At 64.7% G+C, this 18,493-nt stretch carries 16 protein-coding genes and 1 pseudogene; 10 read left to right on the top strand and 7 right to left on the bottom strand.

Annotation, left to right across the window (positions count from 1 at the left end):
• Positions 1-350: 350 nt before the first annotated feature.
• From purH to yccS, 3 genes are all read left to right on the top strand, one after another.
• Entirely contained in the window at positions 351-1,934 is a 1,584-nt protein-coding gene (gene purH, locus M3O59_RS02580; protein ID WP_116905943.1) for a bifunctional phosphoribosylaminoimidazolecarboxamide formyltransferase/IMP cyclohydrolase, read from the top strand.
• A 132-nt stretch (positions 1,935-2,066) separates the two neighbouring features.
• Entirely contained in the window at positions 2,067-3,362 is a 1,296-nt protein-coding gene (purD, locus tag M3O59_RS02575) for a phosphoribosylamine--glycine ligase (protein WP_116905944.1), read from the top strand.
• Positions 3,363-3,604: 242 nt separating this feature from the next.
• Positions 3,605-5,818, top strand: a complete 2,214-nt coding sequence (gene yccS, locus M3O59_RS02570; RefSeq protein WP_116905945.1) for a YccS family putative transporter — start codon at positions 3,605-3,607, stop codon at positions 5,816-5,818.
• A 131-nt stretch (positions 5,819-5,949) separates the two neighbouring features.
• Here yccS and M3O59_RS02565 read toward each other — a convergent pair whose 3' ends face one another.
• Positions 5,950-7,140, bottom strand: a complete 1,191-nt coding sequence (locus tag M3O59_RS02565) for an MFS transporter (protein ID WP_116905946.1) — start codon at positions 7,138-7,140, stop codon at positions 5,950-5,952.
• Positions 7,141-7,237: 97 nt separating this feature from the next.
• Between M3O59_RS02565 and M3O59_RS02560 the strand changes: the two genes are divergently transcribed.
• From M3O59_RS02560 to M3O59_RS02530, 7 genes are all read left to right on the top strand, one after another.
• On the top strand, positions 7,238-8,140 hold the full coding sequence (locus M3O59_RS02560) for a LysR family transcriptional regulator (protein ID WP_116905947.1): 903 nt from the start codon (positions 7,238-7,240) through the stop codon (positions 8,138-8,140).
• A 68-nt stretch (positions 8,141-8,208) separates the two neighbouring features.
• Positions 8,209-10,131: an MFS transporter gene (locus M3O59_RS02555; protein WP_116905948.1), complete on the top strand. Its 1,923-nt coding sequence runs from the start codon at positions 8,209-8,211 to the stop codon at positions 10,129-10,131.
• Positions 10,132-10,418: 287 nt separating this feature from the next.
• Positions 10,419-10,763, top strand: coding sequence for a CD225/dispanin family protein (locus M3O59_RS02550; RefSeq protein ID WP_006450995.1), 345 nt, complete (start codon positions 10,419-10,421; stop codon positions 10,761-10,763).
• Positions 10,763-11,173 (top strand): DUF2752 domain-containing protein, encoded by a 411-nt coding sequence (locus tag M3O59_RS02545; protein ID WP_116905950.1) that lies wholly within the window; start codon positions 10,763-10,765, stop codon positions 11,171-11,173. Before M3O59_RS02550 ends, M3O59_RS02545 begins: the two co-directional genes overlap by 1 nt.
• A 293-nt stretch (positions 11,174-11,466) precedes the next feature.
• A complete protein-coding gene (locus M3O59_RS02540; RefSeq protein WP_147308501.1) occupies positions 11,467-12,129 on the top strand; it encodes a hypothetical protein in 663 nt (220 codons plus the stop codon).
• A 105-nt stretch (positions 12,130-12,234) separates the two neighbouring features.
• Positions 12,235-13,593, top strand: coding sequence for an IS5 family transposase (locus M3O59_RS02535; protein ID WP_330462265.1), 1,359 nt, complete (start codon positions 12,235-12,237; stop codon positions 13,591-13,593).
• A gap of 38 nt (positions 13,594-13,631) precedes the next feature.
• Positions 13,632-13,910 carry a DUF4268 domain-containing protein gene (locus tag M3O59_RS02530; RefSeq protein WP_373419009.1) on the top strand — a complete coding sequence of 93 codons (279 nt, stop codon included), beginning with the start codon at positions 13,632-13,634 and terminating at the stop codon, positions 13,908-13,910.
• Between the two features lie 45 nt (positions 13,911-13,955).
• Here M3O59_RS02530 and M3O59_RS02525 read toward each other — a convergent pair whose 3' ends face one another.
• The 6 genes and pseudogenes from M3O59_RS02525 to M3O59_RS02500 all read right to left on the bottom strand — a co-directional run bounded on the left by M3O59_RS02525 (position 13,956) and on the right by M3O59_RS02500 (position 18,388).
• Positions 13,956-14,846, bottom strand: coding sequence for a cobalamin biosynthesis protein (locus tag M3O59_RS02525; RefSeq protein WP_116906703.1), 891 nt, complete (start codon positions 14,844-14,846; stop codon positions 13,956-13,958).
• Between the two features lie 73 nt (positions 14,847-14,919).
• Positions 14,920-15,810, bottom strand: coding sequence for an NAD(+) diphosphatase (gene nudC, locus M3O59_RS02520; protein WP_249046335.1), 891 nt, complete (start codon positions 15,808-15,810; stop codon positions 14,920-14,922).
• 308 nt (positions 15,811-16,118) lie between these two features.
• Positions 16,119-16,325 (bottom strand): annotated as a pseudogene (locus M3O59_RS02515) (alpha/beta hydrolase); the annotation flags it as partial.
• Between the two features lie 401 nt (positions 16,326-16,726).
• Positions 16,727-17,113 (bottom strand): iron-sulfur cluster insertion protein ErpA, encoded by a 387-nt coding sequence (gene erpA, locus M3O59_RS02510; RefSeq protein ID WP_064629859.1) that lies wholly within the window; start codon positions 17,111-17,113, stop codon positions 16,727-16,729.
• Between the two features lie 84 nt (positions 17,114-17,197).
• Positions 17,198-17,647: a bactofilin family protein gene (locus M3O59_RS02505; RefSeq protein WP_064629856.1), complete on the bottom strand. Its 450-nt coding sequence runs from the start codon at positions 17,645-17,647 to the stop codon at positions 17,198-17,200.
• A 3-nt stretch (positions 17,648-17,650) separates the two neighbouring features.
• Complete coding sequence (locus M3O59_RS02500) at positions 17,651-18,388, bottom strand: DUF6776 family protein (protein ID WP_064629849.1); 738 nt, start codon at positions 18,386-18,388, stop codon at positions 17,651-17,653.
• Between the last annotated feature and the right edge of the window lie 105 nt (positions 18,389-18,493).

Genomic DNA, 18,493 nt, shown 5'->3' with positions numbered 1-18,493 from the left:
AGCGCGCTGCCATGACTGACATCAGCTGCAGTCAGTACACGACACCACCGCAGGTGGCCGTTCGATTGCAGGTATCTCGCCGAGTGCCAGACAGCCTTGGGTGGAGCGATCGCTTCGCCGACATCTGCGTGATCATGTCTGGCAACCGAACACCTCGACCGAACGGCACGTGGTCGTCACCCGCTGTCGCCCGATGCCGTTGCGCTCTAGCGCCCACCAACCCTGCGCCCGTAGCAGCGCCTGGAAGCTTCCCGTCAGCACACGGATCAAGGCCATCGCGCAGGTGTCGAGCCCATCGCGCGCTGGCGCAGCCTACAATATCGGCTGCTCCGCAACGACATCCCCCACCGATGGCCTCTGATTTCCTGCCCGTGCGCCGGGCCCTGCTCTCCGTTTCCGACAAGACCGGCCTGATCGATCTGGCCCGCGCGCTGGTGGCGCGCAACGTCGAACTGCTGTCCACCGGCGGCACCGCCAAGGCGATCCGCGAGGCCGGCCTGCCGGTGAAAGATGTCGCCGATCTCACCGGCTTCCCGGAAATGATGGACGGCCGCGTCAAGACCCTGCACCCGCTGGTGCACGGCGGCCTGCTCGGCCGCGCCGCCGTCGATGAGGCGGTGATGGCCGAACACGGCATCGTGCCGATCGACCTGCTGGTGCTGAACCTGTATCCGTTCGAGTCGGTCACGGTCAAAGCCGACTGCACGTTGGCCGACGCGGTGGAAAACATCGACATCGGCGGCCCGGCAATGCTGCGCAGCGCGGCCAAGAACTTCGCCCGCGTGGCGGTGGCTACCGACCCGGCGCAGTACGCCGAGCTGCTGGCCGAACTCGACGCCAACGACGGCCAGCTGTCGGCGGCCAAGCGCTTTGCCTTGTCGGTGGCCGCGTTCAACCGCGTGGCGCAATACGACGCGGCGATCAGCAACTATCTGTCGGCGGTGGCCGACAGCGCGGAGAGCGTGCCCACACGCAGCCCGTTCCCGGCGCAGATCAATTCCAATTTCATCAAGGTGATGGACCTGCGCTACGGCGAAAACCCGCACCAGTCCGGCGCTTTCTACCGCGACCTGTCTCCGGTGCCGGGCACGCTGGCCACCTTCCAGCAGTTGCAGGGCAAGGAGCTCAGCTACAACAACCTGGCCGATGCGGACGCAGCGTGGGAATGCGTGCGTCAGTTCGATGCGCCGGCCTGTGTGATCGTCAAGCACGCCAACCCCTGCGGCGTGGCGGTGGGCGCGGCCTGCGGCGATGCCTACGAGCTGGCCTACGCCACCGACCCGACCAGCGCGTTCGGCGGCATCCTGGCCTTCAACCAGACCCTCGACGCAGCGACGGCGAAAGCCATTCTGGACCGCCAGTTCGTCGAAGTGCTGATCGCGCCCGACTACGAGGCCGGCGCGCTGGAATACGCCACCAAGAAAGCCAACGTGCGCGTGCTCAAGATTCCGCACGGCAATGGCTTGAACAATTACGACACCAAGCGGATCGGCTCGGGCCTGCTGATGCAGTCGGCCGACAACCGCGGCATGTCGCTGGGCGAATTGAGCGTGGTCACCCAGCGTGCGCCCAGCGAGGCCGAACTGGGCGATCTGCTGTTCGCCTGGCGCGTGGCCAAGTACGTCAAATCCAACGCCATTGTCTACGCCAAGGACAGCCGCACCATCGGTGTCGGCGCCGGGCAGATGAGCCGCGTGGTCAGCGCCAAGATCGCCGCGCTCAAGGCCGAAGAAGCCAAGCTCACCGTTGCCGGCTCGGTGATGGCCTCGGACGCGTTCTTCCCGTTCCGCGACGGCATCGATGCCGCCGCCGCGGCCGGCATCAAGGCGGTGATCCAGCCCGGCGGCTCGATGCGCGACGGCGAAGTGATCGCCGCCGCCGACGAACACGGCATCGCGATGGTGTTCACCGGCGTGCGGCATTTCAGGCACTGACGTGCCGGGAATGGGGAGTTGGGAATCGGGAATCGGCAGAGCGGTTCCCTGAATGCCACTCCACATCGTACGGCCTGCAGAACCAAAGACGTTGCTATTCCCTCTTCCCTATTCCCCATTCCCGGCACTCAAATGAAAATCCTTGTCATCGGCTCCGGCGGCCGCGAACACGCCCTGGCCTGGAAGATCGCGCAGTCCGCACGCGTGAGCGAGGTCCTCGTGGCGCCAGGCAATGCCGGCACCGCTACCGAGGCCAAGTGCCGCAATGTCGCGATCAAGGTCGACGATCTCGATGGCCTGCTCGCACTGGCGCAGCGCGAAGCCGTCGCGCTCACCGTGGTCGGGCCGGAAGTGCCGCTGGTGCTGGGTGTGGTCGACCGCTTCCACGCCGCCGGGTTGCGTATCTTCGGGCCCACCGCCAAGGCCGCGCAGCTGGAGGGCAGCAAGGCCTTCGCAAAGGATTTTCTTGCGCGTCATGGCATTCCCACTGCGTATTACGCGGTGCACACGGAAGTGGACGCGGCGCTGGCCTATGTGCGCGAGAGGGGCGCGCCGATCGTGGTCAAGGCCGATGGCCTGGCAGCCGGCAAGGGCGTGATCGTGGCGATGACATTGGCCGAAGCCGAAGACGCGGTGCGCGACATGCTCTCGGGCAATGCGTTCGGCGATGCCGGTGCACGCGTGGTGATCGAGGAATTTCTTGACGGCGAAGAAGCCAGCTTCATCTCCATGGTCGACGGCACACACGCCCTGCCGATGGCCACCAGCCAGGACCACAAGCGTGTGGGCGATGGCGACACCGGCCCGAATACCGGCGGCATGGGCGCCTACTCACCAGCCCCGGTGGTCACACCCGAGGTGCATGCGCGGGTGATGCGCGAAGTGGTCGAGCCGACCGTGCAGGGCATGATTGCCGACGGCGTGCCGTTCACCGGTTTTCTCTATGCCGGGCTGATGATCGATGCGCATGGCGCGCCCAAGGTGATCGAGTTCAACGTGCGCTTCGGCGACCCGGAAACCCAGCCGGTGATGCTGCGCCTGCAGTCGGATCTGGTCGATCTGCTCGACGCGGCCATCGACGGCAAGCTCGACAGCGCGCAGGCGCAGTGGGACCCGCGCCCGTCGCTGGGTGTGGTCATCGCCGCCAGGCCGTATCCCGAAACCCCGGTCACCGGCGAGGTCATCACCGGTCTGGACGCAGTGCCAGCCACCGCCAAGGCCTTCCATGCCGGCACCGCGTTGAATGCCGATGGTCAGGTGATCAGCGCCGGCGGCCGCGTGCTGTGCGTTGCCGCGCTCGGCGACAGCGTGCTGGACGCGCAGCGCATCGCCTACGCCGGCCTGCAGCCGATCCACTGGCCCAACGCCTTCCAGCGCAGCGACATCGGCTGGCGCGCGATCGCCCGCGAGCGCGACGCACAGAGCTGAGCACTCGCAACCACACCTTGCAAGGTCGTCAAGCGCGATACATGCCCGTGCAGTTGGCCGGACGCGCAGCTCACGCGGCTGCGCGCAGGCACGTGCTGTCGGGCTGCAGCGCAGGCACCGTCGTCGCGCAATCGGCTCCAATCCGCACAATCGCCGCCCTACTGACAAAGAACTAGCCGCCGTCCACACCGGCGGCGCCGGGCTGCGGCAATAATGCCCGGGCACCCTGCCTTGCAGAGACCGTGGCCACTCCCTCCTTCGAAACCCGCCTTAGCCGCTTGTGGGCCCATGAAAAGGCCAGCTATGGCCTGCGCGTGTTCATCGCGCTGGCGGTGGCGATGGGCGTGTGCTGGCATTGGCACCAACTCACTGCGGTGCCGGCCTTGTTCCTGGGCGCGATCGCCAGCGCCATTGCCGAAACCGACGACAACTGGCTGGGCCGCATCAAGTCGGTGCTGCTCTCCTTGCTGTGCTTCGCCGCCGCCGCGGCTGCGGTGGTGCTGCTGTTTCCGTACCCGCTGCCGTTCGTGATCGGCATGGCGTTGGCGACCTTTTCGTTGACCCTGCTCGGCGCGCTGGGCGAGCGCTATGCCTCGATCGCGCAGGCCACGGTAGCCTTGTCGATCTACGCCATGATCGGCATGGACCAGCACGGCAGCCACGATCCATTGATCGCCTGGCACGGCGCGGCGCTGCTGTTGATCGGCGCCACCTGGTACGGCGTGCTGTCGATCCTGTGGACCATCCTGTTCGCCAACCGCCCGGTGCGCGAGCGGCTGTCGCGGCTGTTTTTCGAGCTGGGCCGCTACCTCAAGCTCAAGGCCGACCTGTTCGAACCGGTACGGCAAAGCGACCTGCATGCGCGCCGGCTGGCACTGGCAGAGCAGAATGCCAAGGTGGTCGGCGCACTCAACGCCGCCAAGACCGCGATCATGAGCCGCTTCGGCCGCTCGGGGCGGCCGGGCGTGCAATCGGGCCTGTATTTCCGGCTGTACTACATGGCGCAGGAATTCCACGAGCGCGCCAGCTCCTCGCACTATCCGTATGAAGCGCTGACCGACGCGTTCTTCCACAGCGATGTGCTGTACCGCTGCCAGCGCCTGCTCGCATTGCAGGGCAAGGCCTGCGCGGCGTTGGGCGAGGCGATCCGCCTGCGCCAACCGTTCGATTACGGCGACAACAGCCGCCTGGCCACCGAAGACCTGCGTCAATCGCTGGACTACCTGCACGCGCGTGCCGACCCTGCGCTCGCGCGCCTGCTCGGTGCGCTGGAATTGCTGGTGACCAACCTGCAGAGCATCGAACGCAAGCTCTCCGAAGCGGCGCAGTCCGATTCCACCAGCGATAACCTCGACACCCGGCTGCGCGACTCCTCGCCGCACACCTTGCGCGAAATGGGCGCCCGTCTGGTGCAGCAATTCACGCCCGGCTCGGTACTGTTCCGGCACGGCCTGCGCATGGCCATCGCGCTGGTGGTCGGCTACGCCATCATGCAATCCATCCATGCCGACAACGGCTACTGGATCCTGCTCACCACCGCCTTCGTGTGCCGGCCCAACTACGGCGCCACCCGCCTGCGGCTGGTGCAGCGCATCGCCGGTACCTTGATCGGCCTGGTCGCCACCTGGGCGCTGATGCAGCTGTTTCCCGGCACCGAGGTGCAGCTGCTGCTGGCACTGGCCGCCGCGCTGATCTTCTTCATCACCCGCACCGATCGCTACATGCTGGCCACCGCTGGCATCACGGTGATGGCGCTGTTCTGCTTCAACCTGCTCGGCGATGGTTTCGTGCTGATCTGGCCGCGCCTGATCGACACGCTGATCGGTTGCGCGATTGCCGCTGCGGCCTCGTTCCTGATCCTGCCGGACTGGCAGGGCCGCCGCCTCAACCAGGTGATGGCCACGGTGCTGGCCAGTTGCGCGCGCTATCTCACCCAGGTGCTGGAGCAGTACGCCAGCGGCATGCGCGACGATCTGCCCTACCGCATCGCACGCCGCGACATGCACAACGCCGATGCCGCGTTGTCGGTTGCGCTGTCCAACATGCTGCGCGAACCGGGCCGCTACCGGCGCAATCTGGATGCAGGCTTCCGCTTCCTGGCGCTGTCCAACACCTTGCTCGGCTATCTGTCTGCACTGGGCGCGCACCGCGCCGCGCTGGAGGGCGAACACGATCCCGCCATCGCGCAGGCGGGTGACTACCTGCAGCGCGCATTGGGCGAAATCGCCACCGCCTTGCGCGAACGCCAACCGTTGCCGGTGCACGACGAAACCGAAGAAGTGGCCACCGCCGAGGCGCTGGAACAACACGCCGTGCAACTACCGCCCAAGCAGCGCCTGGTGCGCGACCAGTTAGCGTTGACCCTGCGCCTGTTGCCCAAGCTGCGTGCTGCGGCGATGGCGGTTACCACTGCACCGGCAGACAGCACCACCCGGTTGGCGATCAACAAGGCCTAACGCGTCCTTGTCGGTAGGCGCGGAGGCCGCGCACCAATGCAGCATCCATGTGGACAGCCGATGCCGGGCGATGCGATGCAAGCACAGGCGACCTCCATCCGATAGCCGCGCCGTCGCTCTGTCAGCCACACTTACTTCCACTGCTTGCGCGCCACACTCAGCCACACCCACCCCAACGCCGCCATGGCCAGCACCGCGCCACCGATCACCACCCCCATCCAGCCGGCCTGCGCATACGCCGCCGTGCCCAGCGTCGAGCCCACCGCACCACCGATGAAATAGCAGGTGATATAGGCCGAGGTGATGCGGTTACGCGCAGTAGGGTTGCGCTGATAAATCACGCTCTGGTTGGCGATATGCACGCCCTGCACCGCGATATCCAGCAGCAACACGCCTACGATCAGCAGCACGATCGACTGCGGCGCAAACGCCAGCAAACCCCACGACACCAGTAGCATCACCAGCCCGCCCCAGCTCACGCGATCGCCATGCCCGTGATCGGACCAATGCCCGGAGCGATTGGCCGCCAGCGCACCAGCCGCGCCGATCAAACCGAACAGCCCGATCACCGCTGTGCCATAGCCATAACTTGGCCCGCACAGCAAAAACGCCAGCGTGGTCCAGAACATGCTGAAACCGGCAAAGATCAACCCGCCCAGCACCGAACGCGAGCGCAGCACCGCATCGTCGCGCAGCAGCGTCAGCACCGAGCCCACCAATCGCAGATAGGACAATTGCGCATTGCCGGGATGCTGCGGCAGCCCGCGCCACAACAAGCCGGCAGTGAGTAGCAACGTGCCCGAGGCGATCCAGTACACCGTATGCCAGCCGCCCACCCCGGCCAGCACGCCGGCCGCGGTACGCGCCAGCAGGATGCCCAGCAGCAACCCGCTCATCACCGTGCCGATCACCCGGCCGCGCTCGTGCGGTGCGGCCAGGGTGGCGGCGAACGGCACCAGGATCTGCGCCGCCACCGAGCTGGCGCCGGTCACGATGGTGCCCACCAGCAACATCGCAAAACTGTGCGAACTGGCGCTCACCAGCAGGCCCAGCGCGCTCAGCACGAACAGGCCCACGATCAGCCCGCGCCGCTCCAGCCGGTCGCCCAGCGGCACCAGCAACAGCAAGCCGGCCGCGTAGGCCAGCTGCGCGGCCGTGACCACTGCACCGGCGCTGCGCACCTGGATTCCGAACGCCTGCGCCAGTGTTTCCAGCAAGGGCTGGGCGTAATAGTTGCTCGCCACCGCCAGCCCGGTGGCAGCGGCCATCAGCAGCACCAGGCGGCGCGGCAAGGGCGGGTGGGACGTCGGCTCGGGGGTCATGGCGTGTGCCTGGTGAAAGGATGGGCGCAGTGTGGGCAGCGGCAATGCATCTTTCCAATGTATTGTTTTCACCGCACCCATCGCGTTTTGAGATTGCATGCTGACCTTGCGCCAACTGGAATTTGCCGTGGCCGTGGCCGAAGAAGGCGGCTTCACTGCGGCCGCACGCCGCTGCAACACGGTGCAATCGGCGCTCAGCCACCAGGTCGCCAAGATCGAAGAGACCTTCGGCGCGCGCCTGTTCGAACGCGGCACCCGCCAGGTGCGGCCTACCGCAGCCGGCGAGGTATTCCTGCATAACGCCCGCGAAACCTTGCGCGCGGCCGAGCGCCTGCACGAGGAAATGGCCCAGGCCCTGGGCACGGTGCGCGGCCGGCTCACGCTGGGGCAGATCTCCTCGCTCACCACCGTGCAGCTGCCCACGCTGCTGCGCGCGTTTCGCAGCGCGCATGCGCGGGTGGACGTGCACCTGCGCACTGCGATGAGCGAGGCCCTGCTGCACGACCTGAGTGAAGGCCGGCTGGATGTGGCCCTGGTCGGCGTCGGCCCGCAGGTCGCAGTGCCGGACCAGCGCCTGCTGCTGCATGAGGAAGCCCTGTCCTTGATCGTGGCGCCCACCCATCGCTTCGCCACGCGCAAGCGGGTGGCGCTGGCCGAGCTGGACGACGAACCGATGGCCGGGCTGATCGCCGGCGCCGGCGTGCGCGGCATCGTCGATGCGGCCTTCGCGCAGGCCGGTTTGCGGCAGCGCCAGCAATACGAGGTCACCCATGCCGATCTGGTGCGCGAACTGGTCGCCGCCGACCTGGGCGTGGGCATCGTGCCGCACACCATGGCTGCGGCCATGCGCGGGGTGGTGACGGTCGCGCTGAAGGAGCGCTTCGGCTTTTTGACCTATGCGGTGTGGCGGCCCGATCCCACCCCGGCCGCGCGTGCCTTCATGGCGCTGCTGCGCGCCCAGGCCGCGCGACGTGCGCCATCGGCACGCGCTCCGCGCTGAGCGCATCGGCCATGCACCAGCCCGCCGTGGAAGCCTGCTAGGCTGCGCGCGTTCGCAAAGGAAACTGCATGTCCGGTCACAGTCAGTTCGCCCTGCTCAGGCAGCGCCGCTTCTTGCCGTTCTTCGCCGTGCAGGCGTTGGGCGCGTTCAACGACAATGTCTATCGGCAGGCCATCATCGGCTTGTTGTTCTACCTGGGCATCGATGCGGCGCAGCGCACGCTCTACACCAATCTGGCGCCGGCATTGTTCATCCTGCCGTACTTCCTGTTCTCCGCGCTGGCCGGCCAGATCGCCGAGAAACTGGAGAAGCAGAAACTCATCGTGATCACCACCACGATGGAAATCGCGATCATGTCGCTGGCCGCAGTGGGCTTTCTCACCGAGAACATGGTGATATTGCTGATCGCGCTGTTCTGCACCGGCCTGCAATCCACGCTGTTCGGGCCGGTGAAGTATTCGATCCTGCCTTCGGTGCTCAAACCCGAGGAACTCACCGGCGGCAATGGCCTGGTCGAGATGGGCACCTCCATTTCGATCCTGTGCGGCATGATCTTCGGCGGGCTGATCTTCCAGATTGCCGGCAGCCATGGCCCGGAGGCTGCGGCCACCGCGGTGATCGCAATCGCGGTCACCGGCAACCTGGTGGCGCGGCTGGTGCCCAAGGTCGATGCCGGCGCGCCCGAGCTGACCATCAACTGGAACCCCATTCCCGAATCGCGCGCCATCATGCGCCTGACCCGGCGCACGCCGGCGGTGCGCAACGCGGTGCTCGGGGTGTCGTGGTTCTGGTTCGTCGGCACCGTGCTGACAGCGCAGCTGCCCACGTATGCGCAGCTCAATCTGGGCGGCCAGCAGGACTTGTACGTGTTTGCGCTGGCGCTGTTTTCGATCGGCACCGGCGTCGGTTCGCTGCTGTGCGAACGGCTGTCCGGGCGCACCGTGGAGATCGGTCTGGTGCCGCTGGGCGCGTTCGGCATCAGCGCATTCCTGCTGGACCTGTACTTCGCCCGCCCCGGTGCAGCGCCGGTAAGCGATCTGTCAATCGGCCAGTTCGTGCAGCAGCCCGGCAGCGTGCGGCTGATCGTCGATCTGGTCGGAATCGGCCTGTTCACCGGCCTGTTCGTGGTGCCGTTGTTTGCGCTGATCCAGAGCCGCACGCCCAAGGCCGAACTCTCGCGGGTGATTGCCGGGCTCAACATCCAGAACGCGTTGTTCATCGTCACTGCCGCCATCATCGGTATTGCATTGCAGTTGCCGCAGCTGGTGCTGTTCGGGGTGCGCATTCCGCTGCCGGGCCTGAGCATTCCGCAGGTGTTCCTGGCCCTGGCGCTGGCCAATACGCTGGTGGCGCTGTGGATCTTCACCCTGGTGCCCGAGTTCCTGATGCGCTTTCTCAGCTGGGTGCTGGTGAGCGTGCTGTACCGGCTGCGCACGCGCGACATCGACCGCCACGTGCCCGATGAAGGCGCCGCGCTGCTGGTCTGCAACCACGTCAGCTACATGGACGCGCTGATCCTGTCGGCGGTGATTCCGCGCCCGGTACGCTTTGTCATGTACTACAAGATCTTCCGTATCCCGGTGATGCGCTGGATCTTCCGCACCGCCAAGGCGATTCCGATCGCCGGCGCGCGCGAAGACCCCGCGCTGATGCAGCAGGCCTTCGACCGCATCGATGCCGCGTTGGCCGACGGCGAACTGGTATGCATCTTCCCGGAAGGCGCGTTGACCAAGGACGGCGAGATCGCGCCGTTCAAATCCGGCGTCGAAAAAATCCTGGCGCGCCGCAGCGTGCCGGTGATTCCGCTGGCGCTGCGCGGCATGTGGTCGAGCATGTGGAGCCGGCGCGACACCCGCCTGGGCCGCATGCGGGTGCCGCGGCGGATGCGCGCGCAGATCGACGTGGTGGCAGGTGCAGCGGTTGCCGGCGACCAGGCCAACGCCGCGCTGTTGGAACAACAGGTGCGCGCACTGCGTCAGGATCGTCCCTGAGCCCGGCAGGTGCAGGCTTTGCGTCCATCGCGTGCCGCGAGTAGCCTGTGCGCCATTGCACGCTTTGCCGCCGCGCCCACCAAGCGGACGCGGCCGGTCGTAACGGGGGACGTCGTTGTGCTCAACATCATCGCGCCTGAGGCGCCTGCCGTGATCGGCGGGCGTCGCGCACTCCAGTGGCTGGCCGTCATGCCGGCAGCGATAGGCATGCCGATGCGCCCGGCACCGGATAACGCATCCCACTCACCCATCAGTTCGCAGTTGTTTACCACCCAAGGAGCTTCACCATGAGTGCCATCCCACCGCCGATCCATCCCTCGTCCAGCGCTGCGCCCGGCCCGGTGCCCAATCACCTGATCTGGGCGATCGTCTCCACCGTGCTCGGCTTCTGCCTGTGCTGCCCGGCACTGATTTCCGGCATCGTGGCGATCGTGTTTTCCAGCAAGGTCAACGGCCTGCTCAACCAGGGCGACATCGACGGCGCACGTCGCGCCTCCAACACCGCCAAGACTTGGTGCATCGTGACCAGCGTGCTGGCCGTGATCGGCTTGCTGATCAACATCGGCATGGTCGCCACCGGCGGCATGCAGGGCTACATGGATTACATGCAGCAGCTGCAGCACATGCAGTAATGGAACTGCGTCCACGCCATTGGCTTGGACTGGGGGCGGCCACTAGCGTGGCCGCCTTTGGCGTGTCGCTGCTGTACCGCTTTGACCCAAACGCGAGCAACAGCCCGTTCCCACCCTGCGTGTTCCGCGCCGTCACCGGCTGCTACTGCCCTGGCTGCGGCATGACCCGCGCACTCCATGCGCTGGTGCATTTCGATCTACCCGGCGCCTTCGCAATGAATCCGGCCGCCGTGCTCGGCCTGTTCACCCTGCCGGGCCTGATCGCCTGGAAAGCCGGCTGGCGCGCGCGTTGGTTTGCACCGGTGGTGAACGTTATGTCCGAGCCGAAATTCTGGCTCTGGGCATTGCCCACGTACTGGATTGCACGGAATCTGCCGTGGTTTCCGTTTACGCTACTGGCGCCGGGGTGATCTCCACTTGGAGGTTGGATTGAAATCGATACGTCTTGGATGGAAAACTTCTCACATATTATCGTGCCTGCTCGGTAACGATGAATCTTCACCATTCTGTTCTATAAACAGTATTTGAAGGATCCAAGATTCGCTAGGCTGATGTGATCAAGGTGCAACGCCACTAGTCCCGCCTTGAAGTGCATTTCACGGAGTAGCCGTCATAAAAATCCTGCCAAATCACGACAGAAATTATTTTTAGACATTTGATTTAAAAATACAACCGAATACAATTGTAAAATATAGAGTAAAAAATGGATCTCGGCACCATTGAAAACCTAAGCCTTAAAAGTATGTGGCCAAGTGAAGCCACTCATTTCACCCCCTGGCTCGCCCAAAATTTAGAAATTCTCGGCAAGAAACTTGGCCTAGACCTGCAACTAGAATCGACAGAAGCGTCCGTTGGTGACTTTTCTGCCGACATCATTGCAACTGACGTATCAAGCAATAGAAAGATTGTGATTGAAAATCAGTTCGGAGCAACGGATCATAAGCACTTGGGACAATTGATTACTTACGCCTCCTACTTGCGAGCAAGTGCGGTGGTCTGGATTGCGGAATCCATCCGACCAGAGCATAAAGCGGCAATGGATTTTCTCAATAACAACCTCAGGGATAGCCTGAGCCTATATGCAATTGAAGCCTCAGCAATACGAATAAATGATTCCAAGCCTGCATTCATGCTATCTGTTGTATCAAGGCCTAACGAAGCCACCGTTAGCGGCGACGATACAGCACGGGGCACGTCAGAAACACAAGAAAGGTATCGTATTTACTTTCAGACACTAATCGACGAACTTCGTGAAAACTATAAGTTTACCAACGCTCGCTCTGGACAACCCCAGAACTGGTACACGTTCGCGTCAGCAAACTCTAAATTTTACAAATTTGGCACCAGCTTCAGTAGTCGCCCCTGAAAAACCCCCAAACCACATCCATTGCAGGGCGTCCCCCGCATTTTCGGCGTGCTGGAACTGCCAGTTTTCGTTACTGTACGCGCTGGTTTCTGGCAGTTTTCGCCCATGCGTACACGCCGTCCTGCCGCCGAGCAGTTGCCTGCCGATGAGTTGTTTCGTTCGCGTCTGGAAAACCAGATCGACCTGCGCCATCCACTGGTTCAGCTGAGCCATCGGCTGCCGTGGAGTGCGTTGGAGCAGGCGCTATTGCCGCGATTGCCGGCCACAACTGCCAGCGGCGGACGGCCCGGCCTGCCGATGCGTCTGATCGCCGGGCTGCTCTACCTCAAGCACGCCTACGACCTGTCCGACGAGGCCGTATGCGCGCGCTGGCTGGAAAATCCGTACTGGCAGTTCTTCACCGGCGAGGTGGTATTCCAGACCTGCTTGCCGTGCGATCCCAGTTCCCTGACACGTTGGCGACAGCGTCTGGGCGAAGCGGGCATGGAAGAGCTATTGGCGCACACGATCAACACCGCGCATGCGATGAAGGCGGTGGATGCACGCGAGTTGTCGCGGGTGATCGTGGACACCACCGTGCAGGAAAAGGCGATCGCCCATCCCACCGACAGCCGGCTGCTGGAGGTGGCGCGCAAGAAGCTGGTGCTGCTGGCCAAGCGCCACGGCATCGCACTACGACAGACCTATGCGCGGCAAGGCCCGGTCTTGAGCCGCAAGGCCGGGCGCTATGCGCATGCGCGCCAGTTCAAGCGCATGCACAAGGTGCTGCGACGCCAACGCACGCTCCTGGGACGCGTATTACGCGATCTGCAACGCAAGCTGGACCCCTTGGTGCGTGAGCGCATCAGTGTCTGGCTGGAACGCGCACAACGGGTGTTGACACAACGCCCCAAGGACAAGCAAAAGCTCTACGCCCTGCATGCGCCGGAAGTGGAATGCATGAGCAAGGGCAAGGCACGGACACCTTACGAATTTGGCGTCAAGGTCGGCATTGCGGTGAGTGCGCGCAAAGGCTTGATCGTGGGCGCGCGCAGTTTTCCCGGCAATCCTTACGACGGCGATACGTTGGCCGAGCAGCTGGAGCAGACGCGTGGGTTGCTGCAGGATGTGAATGTAACCCCGCAGGTAGCGATCGTGGACCTGGGGTATCGCGGACGTGAGGTAGATGGCGTGCAGATCCTGCATCGCGGCAAGGCCAAGACGCTGACACGACGGCAATGGAGCTGGATCAAACGCCGGCAAGCGGTGGAGCCGGTGATTGGACATCTGAAACAGGACTGCCGCTTGAATCGCTGTTATCTAAAGGGTGCCCAAGGCGATGCACTGAACGTGCTCGGCTGCGCCGCCGGCTACAACCTGCGCTGGCTGATGCGCTGGATCGCCTTTTTGCGTGCCTGGTTGCAGGCGATGGCAGGGGCATCCTTGAGCCTGGCGCACCGGTCGCCGCTGACCTTTGGTGCTTGAAGGGGGTTTTTCAGGGGCGACTCCGTACTGGCGGAAAAGTGCGAGTGGAAATTTACATTGACTGCGGAGACAAACTGAAGAACGAGCAGCTGTTCGACAGAGTGTTTTCGGAGAAAAATAAAATTCAAACGCAAATTGCACAAGATTTAAGGTGGGAGCGACTAGATAACCGGAGAGCCTGCAGAGTTGCAGTCTATCGTGACGGAGACATAGACGCAGAGACTGAAATCCTCAATGAAATTCGTCAATGGACAATCCAGTGGCTACTCAAATTTAAAGAAGTTTTTCCTCCGTTTATACAAAGGGCACTCTTGTAATTGATACCCATCAAATGTAGGCAGCGCTCTCACAACCGGTTGCAACTACCGCACCCACCCCGCAATCACCAGCAACGCCAACACCACCATCCACAGCAACAACACGCGCCAGACCAGACTCATTGCATCGCGCACTTCCGGCAGGCGGCGCCACACCGGCACCAGGCCCGAGTCGGTGTAATCGTGCGCCTCTTCGCGTAATTCGGCACTGACGCTGGCACGCGCCACCGCCCCGAGAAAATGCGGCTCCAGCGACCAGCGGTTGCCATGCGCTTGGCGCCAGGCGCGGAAGACGGTGTCGAAATTGCCCACCAGCGCCATCGAGACCGTCATCAGCTGGGCCACCGGCCATTCCAGCACCGCCAGCAGCCAGCGCGCGCCGGCCAGATTGCGTGGCGGCAGCAAGACCGCCAGCGGGCTTTCCACCGCCAAGGCCGTGAGCCGGTACAGCACCGCACCGAACGGCCCCAGCAGCAAAAACCACCACAGCACCGCAAACCAGCGCCGCAGTCCATTCACCACCACCGCTTCCACCAGCGACGGCGCGTCTTCGTGCACGCTGCCGCCGGCGGCCTGCAACTGCGTGATCGCATCGCGCCGCGCGCCCGGCTCATCGGCATCGATCACCGCTTCCACATCGCGATCCAGATCGCGCGGGCCCCAGGTCCAGGCCAGCACCGCCACACCGAACAGCAAGGCCACAAAGCCGTGCCAGACATCGTCCAGCAGCCACTGCAACAGCACCACCAGCAGCGCCGGCAGCACTGCCAGCAGCACGCCATAACGGCCCTGCCACACGCCGCGCCCGGCCGCATGACTGTCCAGTCGGCGCAGCCATTGGCCGAACCAGGCGAAATTGCGCAGCCTGGCCACCTGCGCCGGCACCAGATGGCCCAACGCGAGTGCGACGACGACGGCAACCAGGGTAGTGAACATGGGTGGGCCTCCTCAGCCGAGTCTAGCCGAGCGGACGCAAGCGCCGCAGCACCGCTGCAACAGCCGGCCAGGCTCAAGCATGCGCACGATGCCAATGCTCGATCAATGCACGCGCAATGGAGATGCGCGGCGGCAAGCCGATCTCACCCTCGCCGGCCAGCGCAGCGCCGACCTGCGCATGGCTGACCCAGCGCGCGTGTTCCAGCTCGCCGGTGACCTGCGGCACCTCGGTCGCCGCGGCACGCGCGGTGAAGCCCAACATCAGCGCGCCCGGAAACGGCCACGGCTGCGCGCCCAGATAGCGGCAGTCCTGCACATGCACGCGGGTTTCTTCGAAGACCTCGCGCGCCACGGTCTGCTCCAGCGACTCGCCCGGTTCGACGAACCCGGCAATCACCGAATAACGCCCGGTCGCCCAGCTGGCCTGGCGGCCGAGCAGCAGGCGCGCACCATCGCTGACGGCCACGATAATGGCCGGATCCACACGCGGGTAGTGCTCGGTCTGGCACTGCGTGCAATGCGCGATGAAACCGGCGCGGCGGAACGCAATCGCCCCACCGCACACGCCGCAGAAGCGCGTGCGTGACTGCCAGTGCAGCATCGCGCGTGCATAGGCGAAGGCGGTGGCGATGTCGGCCGGCCAGTCGGTGGCCGCCTGGCGCAGATCGATCCGCTGCGGCGCCTGCACCGCAACGATGTCGGCCGGCAGACAGAACCAGCCCACCGCGTCGCGCAGGCCCAGGAAGATCGCCGCCTCCGGCCCGTCGGCCAACGCGGCACCCTCCATCAGCAGCGGCTGTCCATCGGCATCGGCCAGCGCCGCACCTTTGGCATCGAGCAACAGCACACGGCCTTGCGGCCATAACCGCGCCAGGGCGTCGGGATCGTCACGCAGCACATCGCCGCGATCGAGCGGGGCGTGGGTGAAGGCAAAACCGGAAGATGAAAAAAGAGACTCTGACATCCGCGCAAGCCTGCCGATAATCGCCAGCGCCCGCAACCGTCGCACGCGGTCTGCTTGCCGCGCCTGCAGTGCGTGTTCAGACGCCGCGGCCACCAGCGCCGGAGACAAGGTTCGGCGCGTGGTTCACGGCATGTCGCACGCCGACCGATGCAGGGGCAGCATGCGCAGCTGTCGCGTCAGAACAGGCGTTGCAAGTCCTATCCGTAGAGGGGAACGCAGCTGCTACGAGCCGGTGCAGCTGCGGGCGCATCGAAGCCCGCAGCTGCATCGGCCTGCACCTGCGGCAGCATCAAACGATGACCGTGGCGTTACCGCTGCTTGTCCAGCAGCTGATGCCGCACCGCCACGATGCACGGCTCGTTGGCCACCAGATGGACGAAGGCCGAGTTGTCGTCGGGGTTGCCACTGCCGATATCCACCAGCGACACCTGGTTGCTGCCGCGGCGCTTGAACCCGGCAATGGCCGTCTACGCATTCTTGAGCGGGATGGTGGCGTCGTTGGACGAATCCCACAGCACGGGGCGCGGCGGTGTCCTCGCAATAGAGGATGACTGCAGCAATCACGGATCGTTAAAACACCAGATGCAGGCGTGATCTACGGCGGCGATTCGCGCAGTGCGCCGGTCAAATCGGCGGCCATCACGTTGATGGCAGTCCGGCGGTCGCATCGCCATTCCAGCAAGCGGGGCAAGCGACGCTTTGCGTACGGCCTACGACAACACGCGCCAGGCGCCCTCCCGTACCACCAGCAGATTGAGACGCATCAGGTCGCAGCCGGCATACATCTGTCGCCATCGACACGACGCGCAGGAATTAGGGCCTTATTGGCCACATATCGCCAGGACATCGGCCATCGCAACACAGGCGGTTGACCACAAGCGCGCAATACACACAGCCGCCCAGCACCCACCCGCACTCAAACGCTGAAGCTGCTCCCGCAACCGCAAGTCGTTTTCGCGTTGGGGTTGCGAATCACGAACTGTGCGCCGGTCAGGCTCTCGGTGTAGTCCACCTCAGCGCCCATCAGGTATTGCAGGCTCAGCGGGTCGACCAGCAGCGTCACGCCATCGGTGGCTACCGCCAGGTCGTCCTCGGCACGGTTTTCGTCGAACTCGAAGCCGTACTGGAAGCCGGAGCACCCGCCACCCTGGATGTAGACGCGCAATGCCAGCTCGGCATTGCCTTCTTCCTGGATCAGCTCGCGCACTTTGGCGGCGGCGGCCACGGAAAAGTTCAGTGGCCGGTCGATGGACTGGTAGTCCGGTGCCGGGGCGGCGGTAGGGAGCGAAACGAGCGTACTCATGTCAGCAGCATGGGGGTCGGGCGGCCGCACTTCAAGCCGCAGCGACCGCGGTGGCTGCCGGGGCGTTCACCGCCCACGCCGTACTCAGGCGCCCGCCGTTTCGGCCTGCAGCGCCTTGACCGGCTCGGCACGGCTGGCTTCCGGTGCCGGCAACGCCGCAGTGGCACCGGCACTGGCAGCGTGAATCAACCGCCCGGTGAGCTGCGCACCGGCGCTCATTTCCACCACTTGGTAATGCACATTGCCCTGCACCCGCGCATTGGCGGCCAGTTCGACCCGCTCGGCCGCATGCACGTCGCCGGTCAGCTGGCCATTGATGATCACCACCGGCGCGCGCACTTCACCCTCGATGCTGCCTTGCTCGGCCACCGTCAGGATGGCGCTGGCGCCGTCTTCGGCAATCACCTTGCCCAGGATGCGACCTTCCACATACAGCCCGCCGCTGAACACCAGGTCGCCGCGAATCACCACCTGCGGCCCGATCAAGGTATCGACCACGGTCTGCGCACCACGGTTGGATTTGTTTCCGAACATGAGCTACTCCCCCGCGCCATTGCCGGCGACTTTCCAGTCGAATGTCTGAGTGACCGGCGCCCCATCGCCGCTCAAGGAGATTTTGACACGTTGCGGAGTGAAATCCTTCGGCAGGATGACGCTTCCGTCCAACTGCTGGAAATAGCGGAACGAATACGGCTGGCCGGCGGCATCGGGCTTCTGGTGCAATTCGTTCCAGCTCACCGTCACCAGCTTGCCGGCGCGCACGCCTTCCACCGCAAAGCGCAGCTGGCCCTGGCTGATCGCGCCGCGGTTGATGTTCTGGGTCAGCACCACGCTGTAATTCCAGGTGCCGCCGGCCTCGGCGGTGAACTGCACCGAGTGCGCGTTGAGCCCCTTGCGTTGCGCGGTCGAGCCCACCAGCCGCTCGTAGAAGGCCACATCGGCGCGCAGCGCGGCGATCTGCTCGTCGCGCTCGGCCAACGAGGCCTGCACCTCGGTATTGGCAGCGCGGCTGATCTTGTCCGACATCGCCAGATTGACCTGGCGCTGCTGCAATTGTTCGATCTGCTTGCGCTGCTGGGTCTGCGCGCGCTGCGCCTGCTGCAGCGCTGCTTCGGCTTCCACCAGGCGCGGGGCGGCGCTGCGCGTGGCCAGCCACCACACCCCACCCAGCGAGGCCAGCCACACGACGGCCACCACCAGCCACAGCCAGCGCCCACTGAAATGGCCGCCGCCGGAGGCACGTTGGACGATCTGCACGCGGGCGGCTGGTCTCATGGGCATCGGGTCCGGGCAGGCCGGCGCAGTCATGGGCGGCGTAGTGTGCCAGAGCCCCGACACCCGTCGCGCTGGCGCTGGGCCGGCGGTTATCCCATAGTTCTG

It is taken from the genome of Xanthomonas nasturtii (assembly GCF_023337365.3).
GTDB classification, from domain to species: Bacteria; Pseudomonadota; Gammaproteobacteria; order Xanthomonadales; family Xanthomonadaceae; genus Xanthomonas; species Xanthomonas nasturtii.
The sequence above is the reverse complement of the archived record's forward strand: the minus strand, read 5'-3'. Positions and strand labels throughout refer to the sequence as shown.

What these genes read in the sequence shown, in the direction of transcription:
- M3O59_RS02565 (WP_116905946.1), bottom strand. Translation starts at nt 7,140, where the DNA reads ATGACCCCCGAGCCGACGTCCCACCCGCCCTTGCCGCGCCGCCTGGTG.
- M3O59_RS02525 (WP_116906703.1), bottom strand. Translation starts at nt 14,846, where the DNA reads ATGTTCACTACCCTGGTTGCCGTCGTCGTCGCACTCGCGTTGGGCCAT.
- M3O59_RS02500 (WP_064629849.1), bottom strand. Translation starts at nt 18,388, where the DNA reads ATGAGACCAGCCGCCCGCGTGCAGATCGTCCAACGTGCCTCCGGCGGC.
- M3O59_RS02505 (WP_064629856.1), bottom strand. Translation starts at nt 17,647, where the DNA reads ATGTTCGGAAACAAATCCAACCGTGGTGCGCAGACCGTGGTCGATACC.
- M3O59_RS02560 (WP_116905947.1), top strand. Translation starts at nt 7,238, where the DNA reads ATGCTGACCTTGCGCCAACTGGAATTTGCCGTGGCCGTGGCCGAAGAA.
- M3O59_RS02545 (WP_116905950.1), top strand. Translation starts at nt 10,763, where the DNA reads ATGGAACTGCGTCCACGCCATTGGCTTGGACTGGGGGCGGCCACTAGC.
- M3O59_RS02550 (WP_006450995.1), top strand. Translation starts at nt 10,419, where the DNA reads ATGAGTGCCATCCCACCGCCGATCCATCCCTCGTCCAGCGCTGCGCCC.
- purD (WP_116905944.1), top strand. Translation starts at nt 2,067, where the DNA reads ATGAAAATCCTTGTCATCGGCTCCGGCGGCCGCGAACACGCCCTGGCC.
- M3O59_RS02540 (WP_147308501.1), top strand. Translation starts at nt 11,467, where the DNA reads ATGGATCTCGGCACCATTGAAAACCTAAGCCTTAAAAGTATGTGGCCA.
- M3O59_RS02555 (WP_116905948.1), top strand. Translation starts at nt 8,209, where the DNA reads ATGTCCGGTCACAGTCAGTTCGCCCTGCTCAGGCAGCGCCGCTTCTTG.
- erpA (WP_064629859.1), bottom strand. Translation starts at nt 17,113, where the DNA reads ATGAGTACGCTCGTTTCGCTCCCTACCGCCGCCCCGGCACCGGACTAC.
- M3O59_RS02535 (WP_330462265.1), top strand. Translation starts at nt 12,235, where the DNA reads ATGCGTACACGCCGTCCTGCCGCCGAGCAGTTGCCTGCCGATGAGTTG.
- nudC (WP_249046335.1), bottom strand. Translation starts at nt 15,810, where the DNA reads ATGTCAGAGTCTCTTTTTTCATCTTCCGGTTTTGCCTTCACCCACGCC.
- purH (WP_116905943.1), top strand. Translation starts at nt 351, where the DNA reads ATGGCCTCTGATTTCCTGCCCGTGCGCCGGGCCCTGCTCTCCGTTTCC.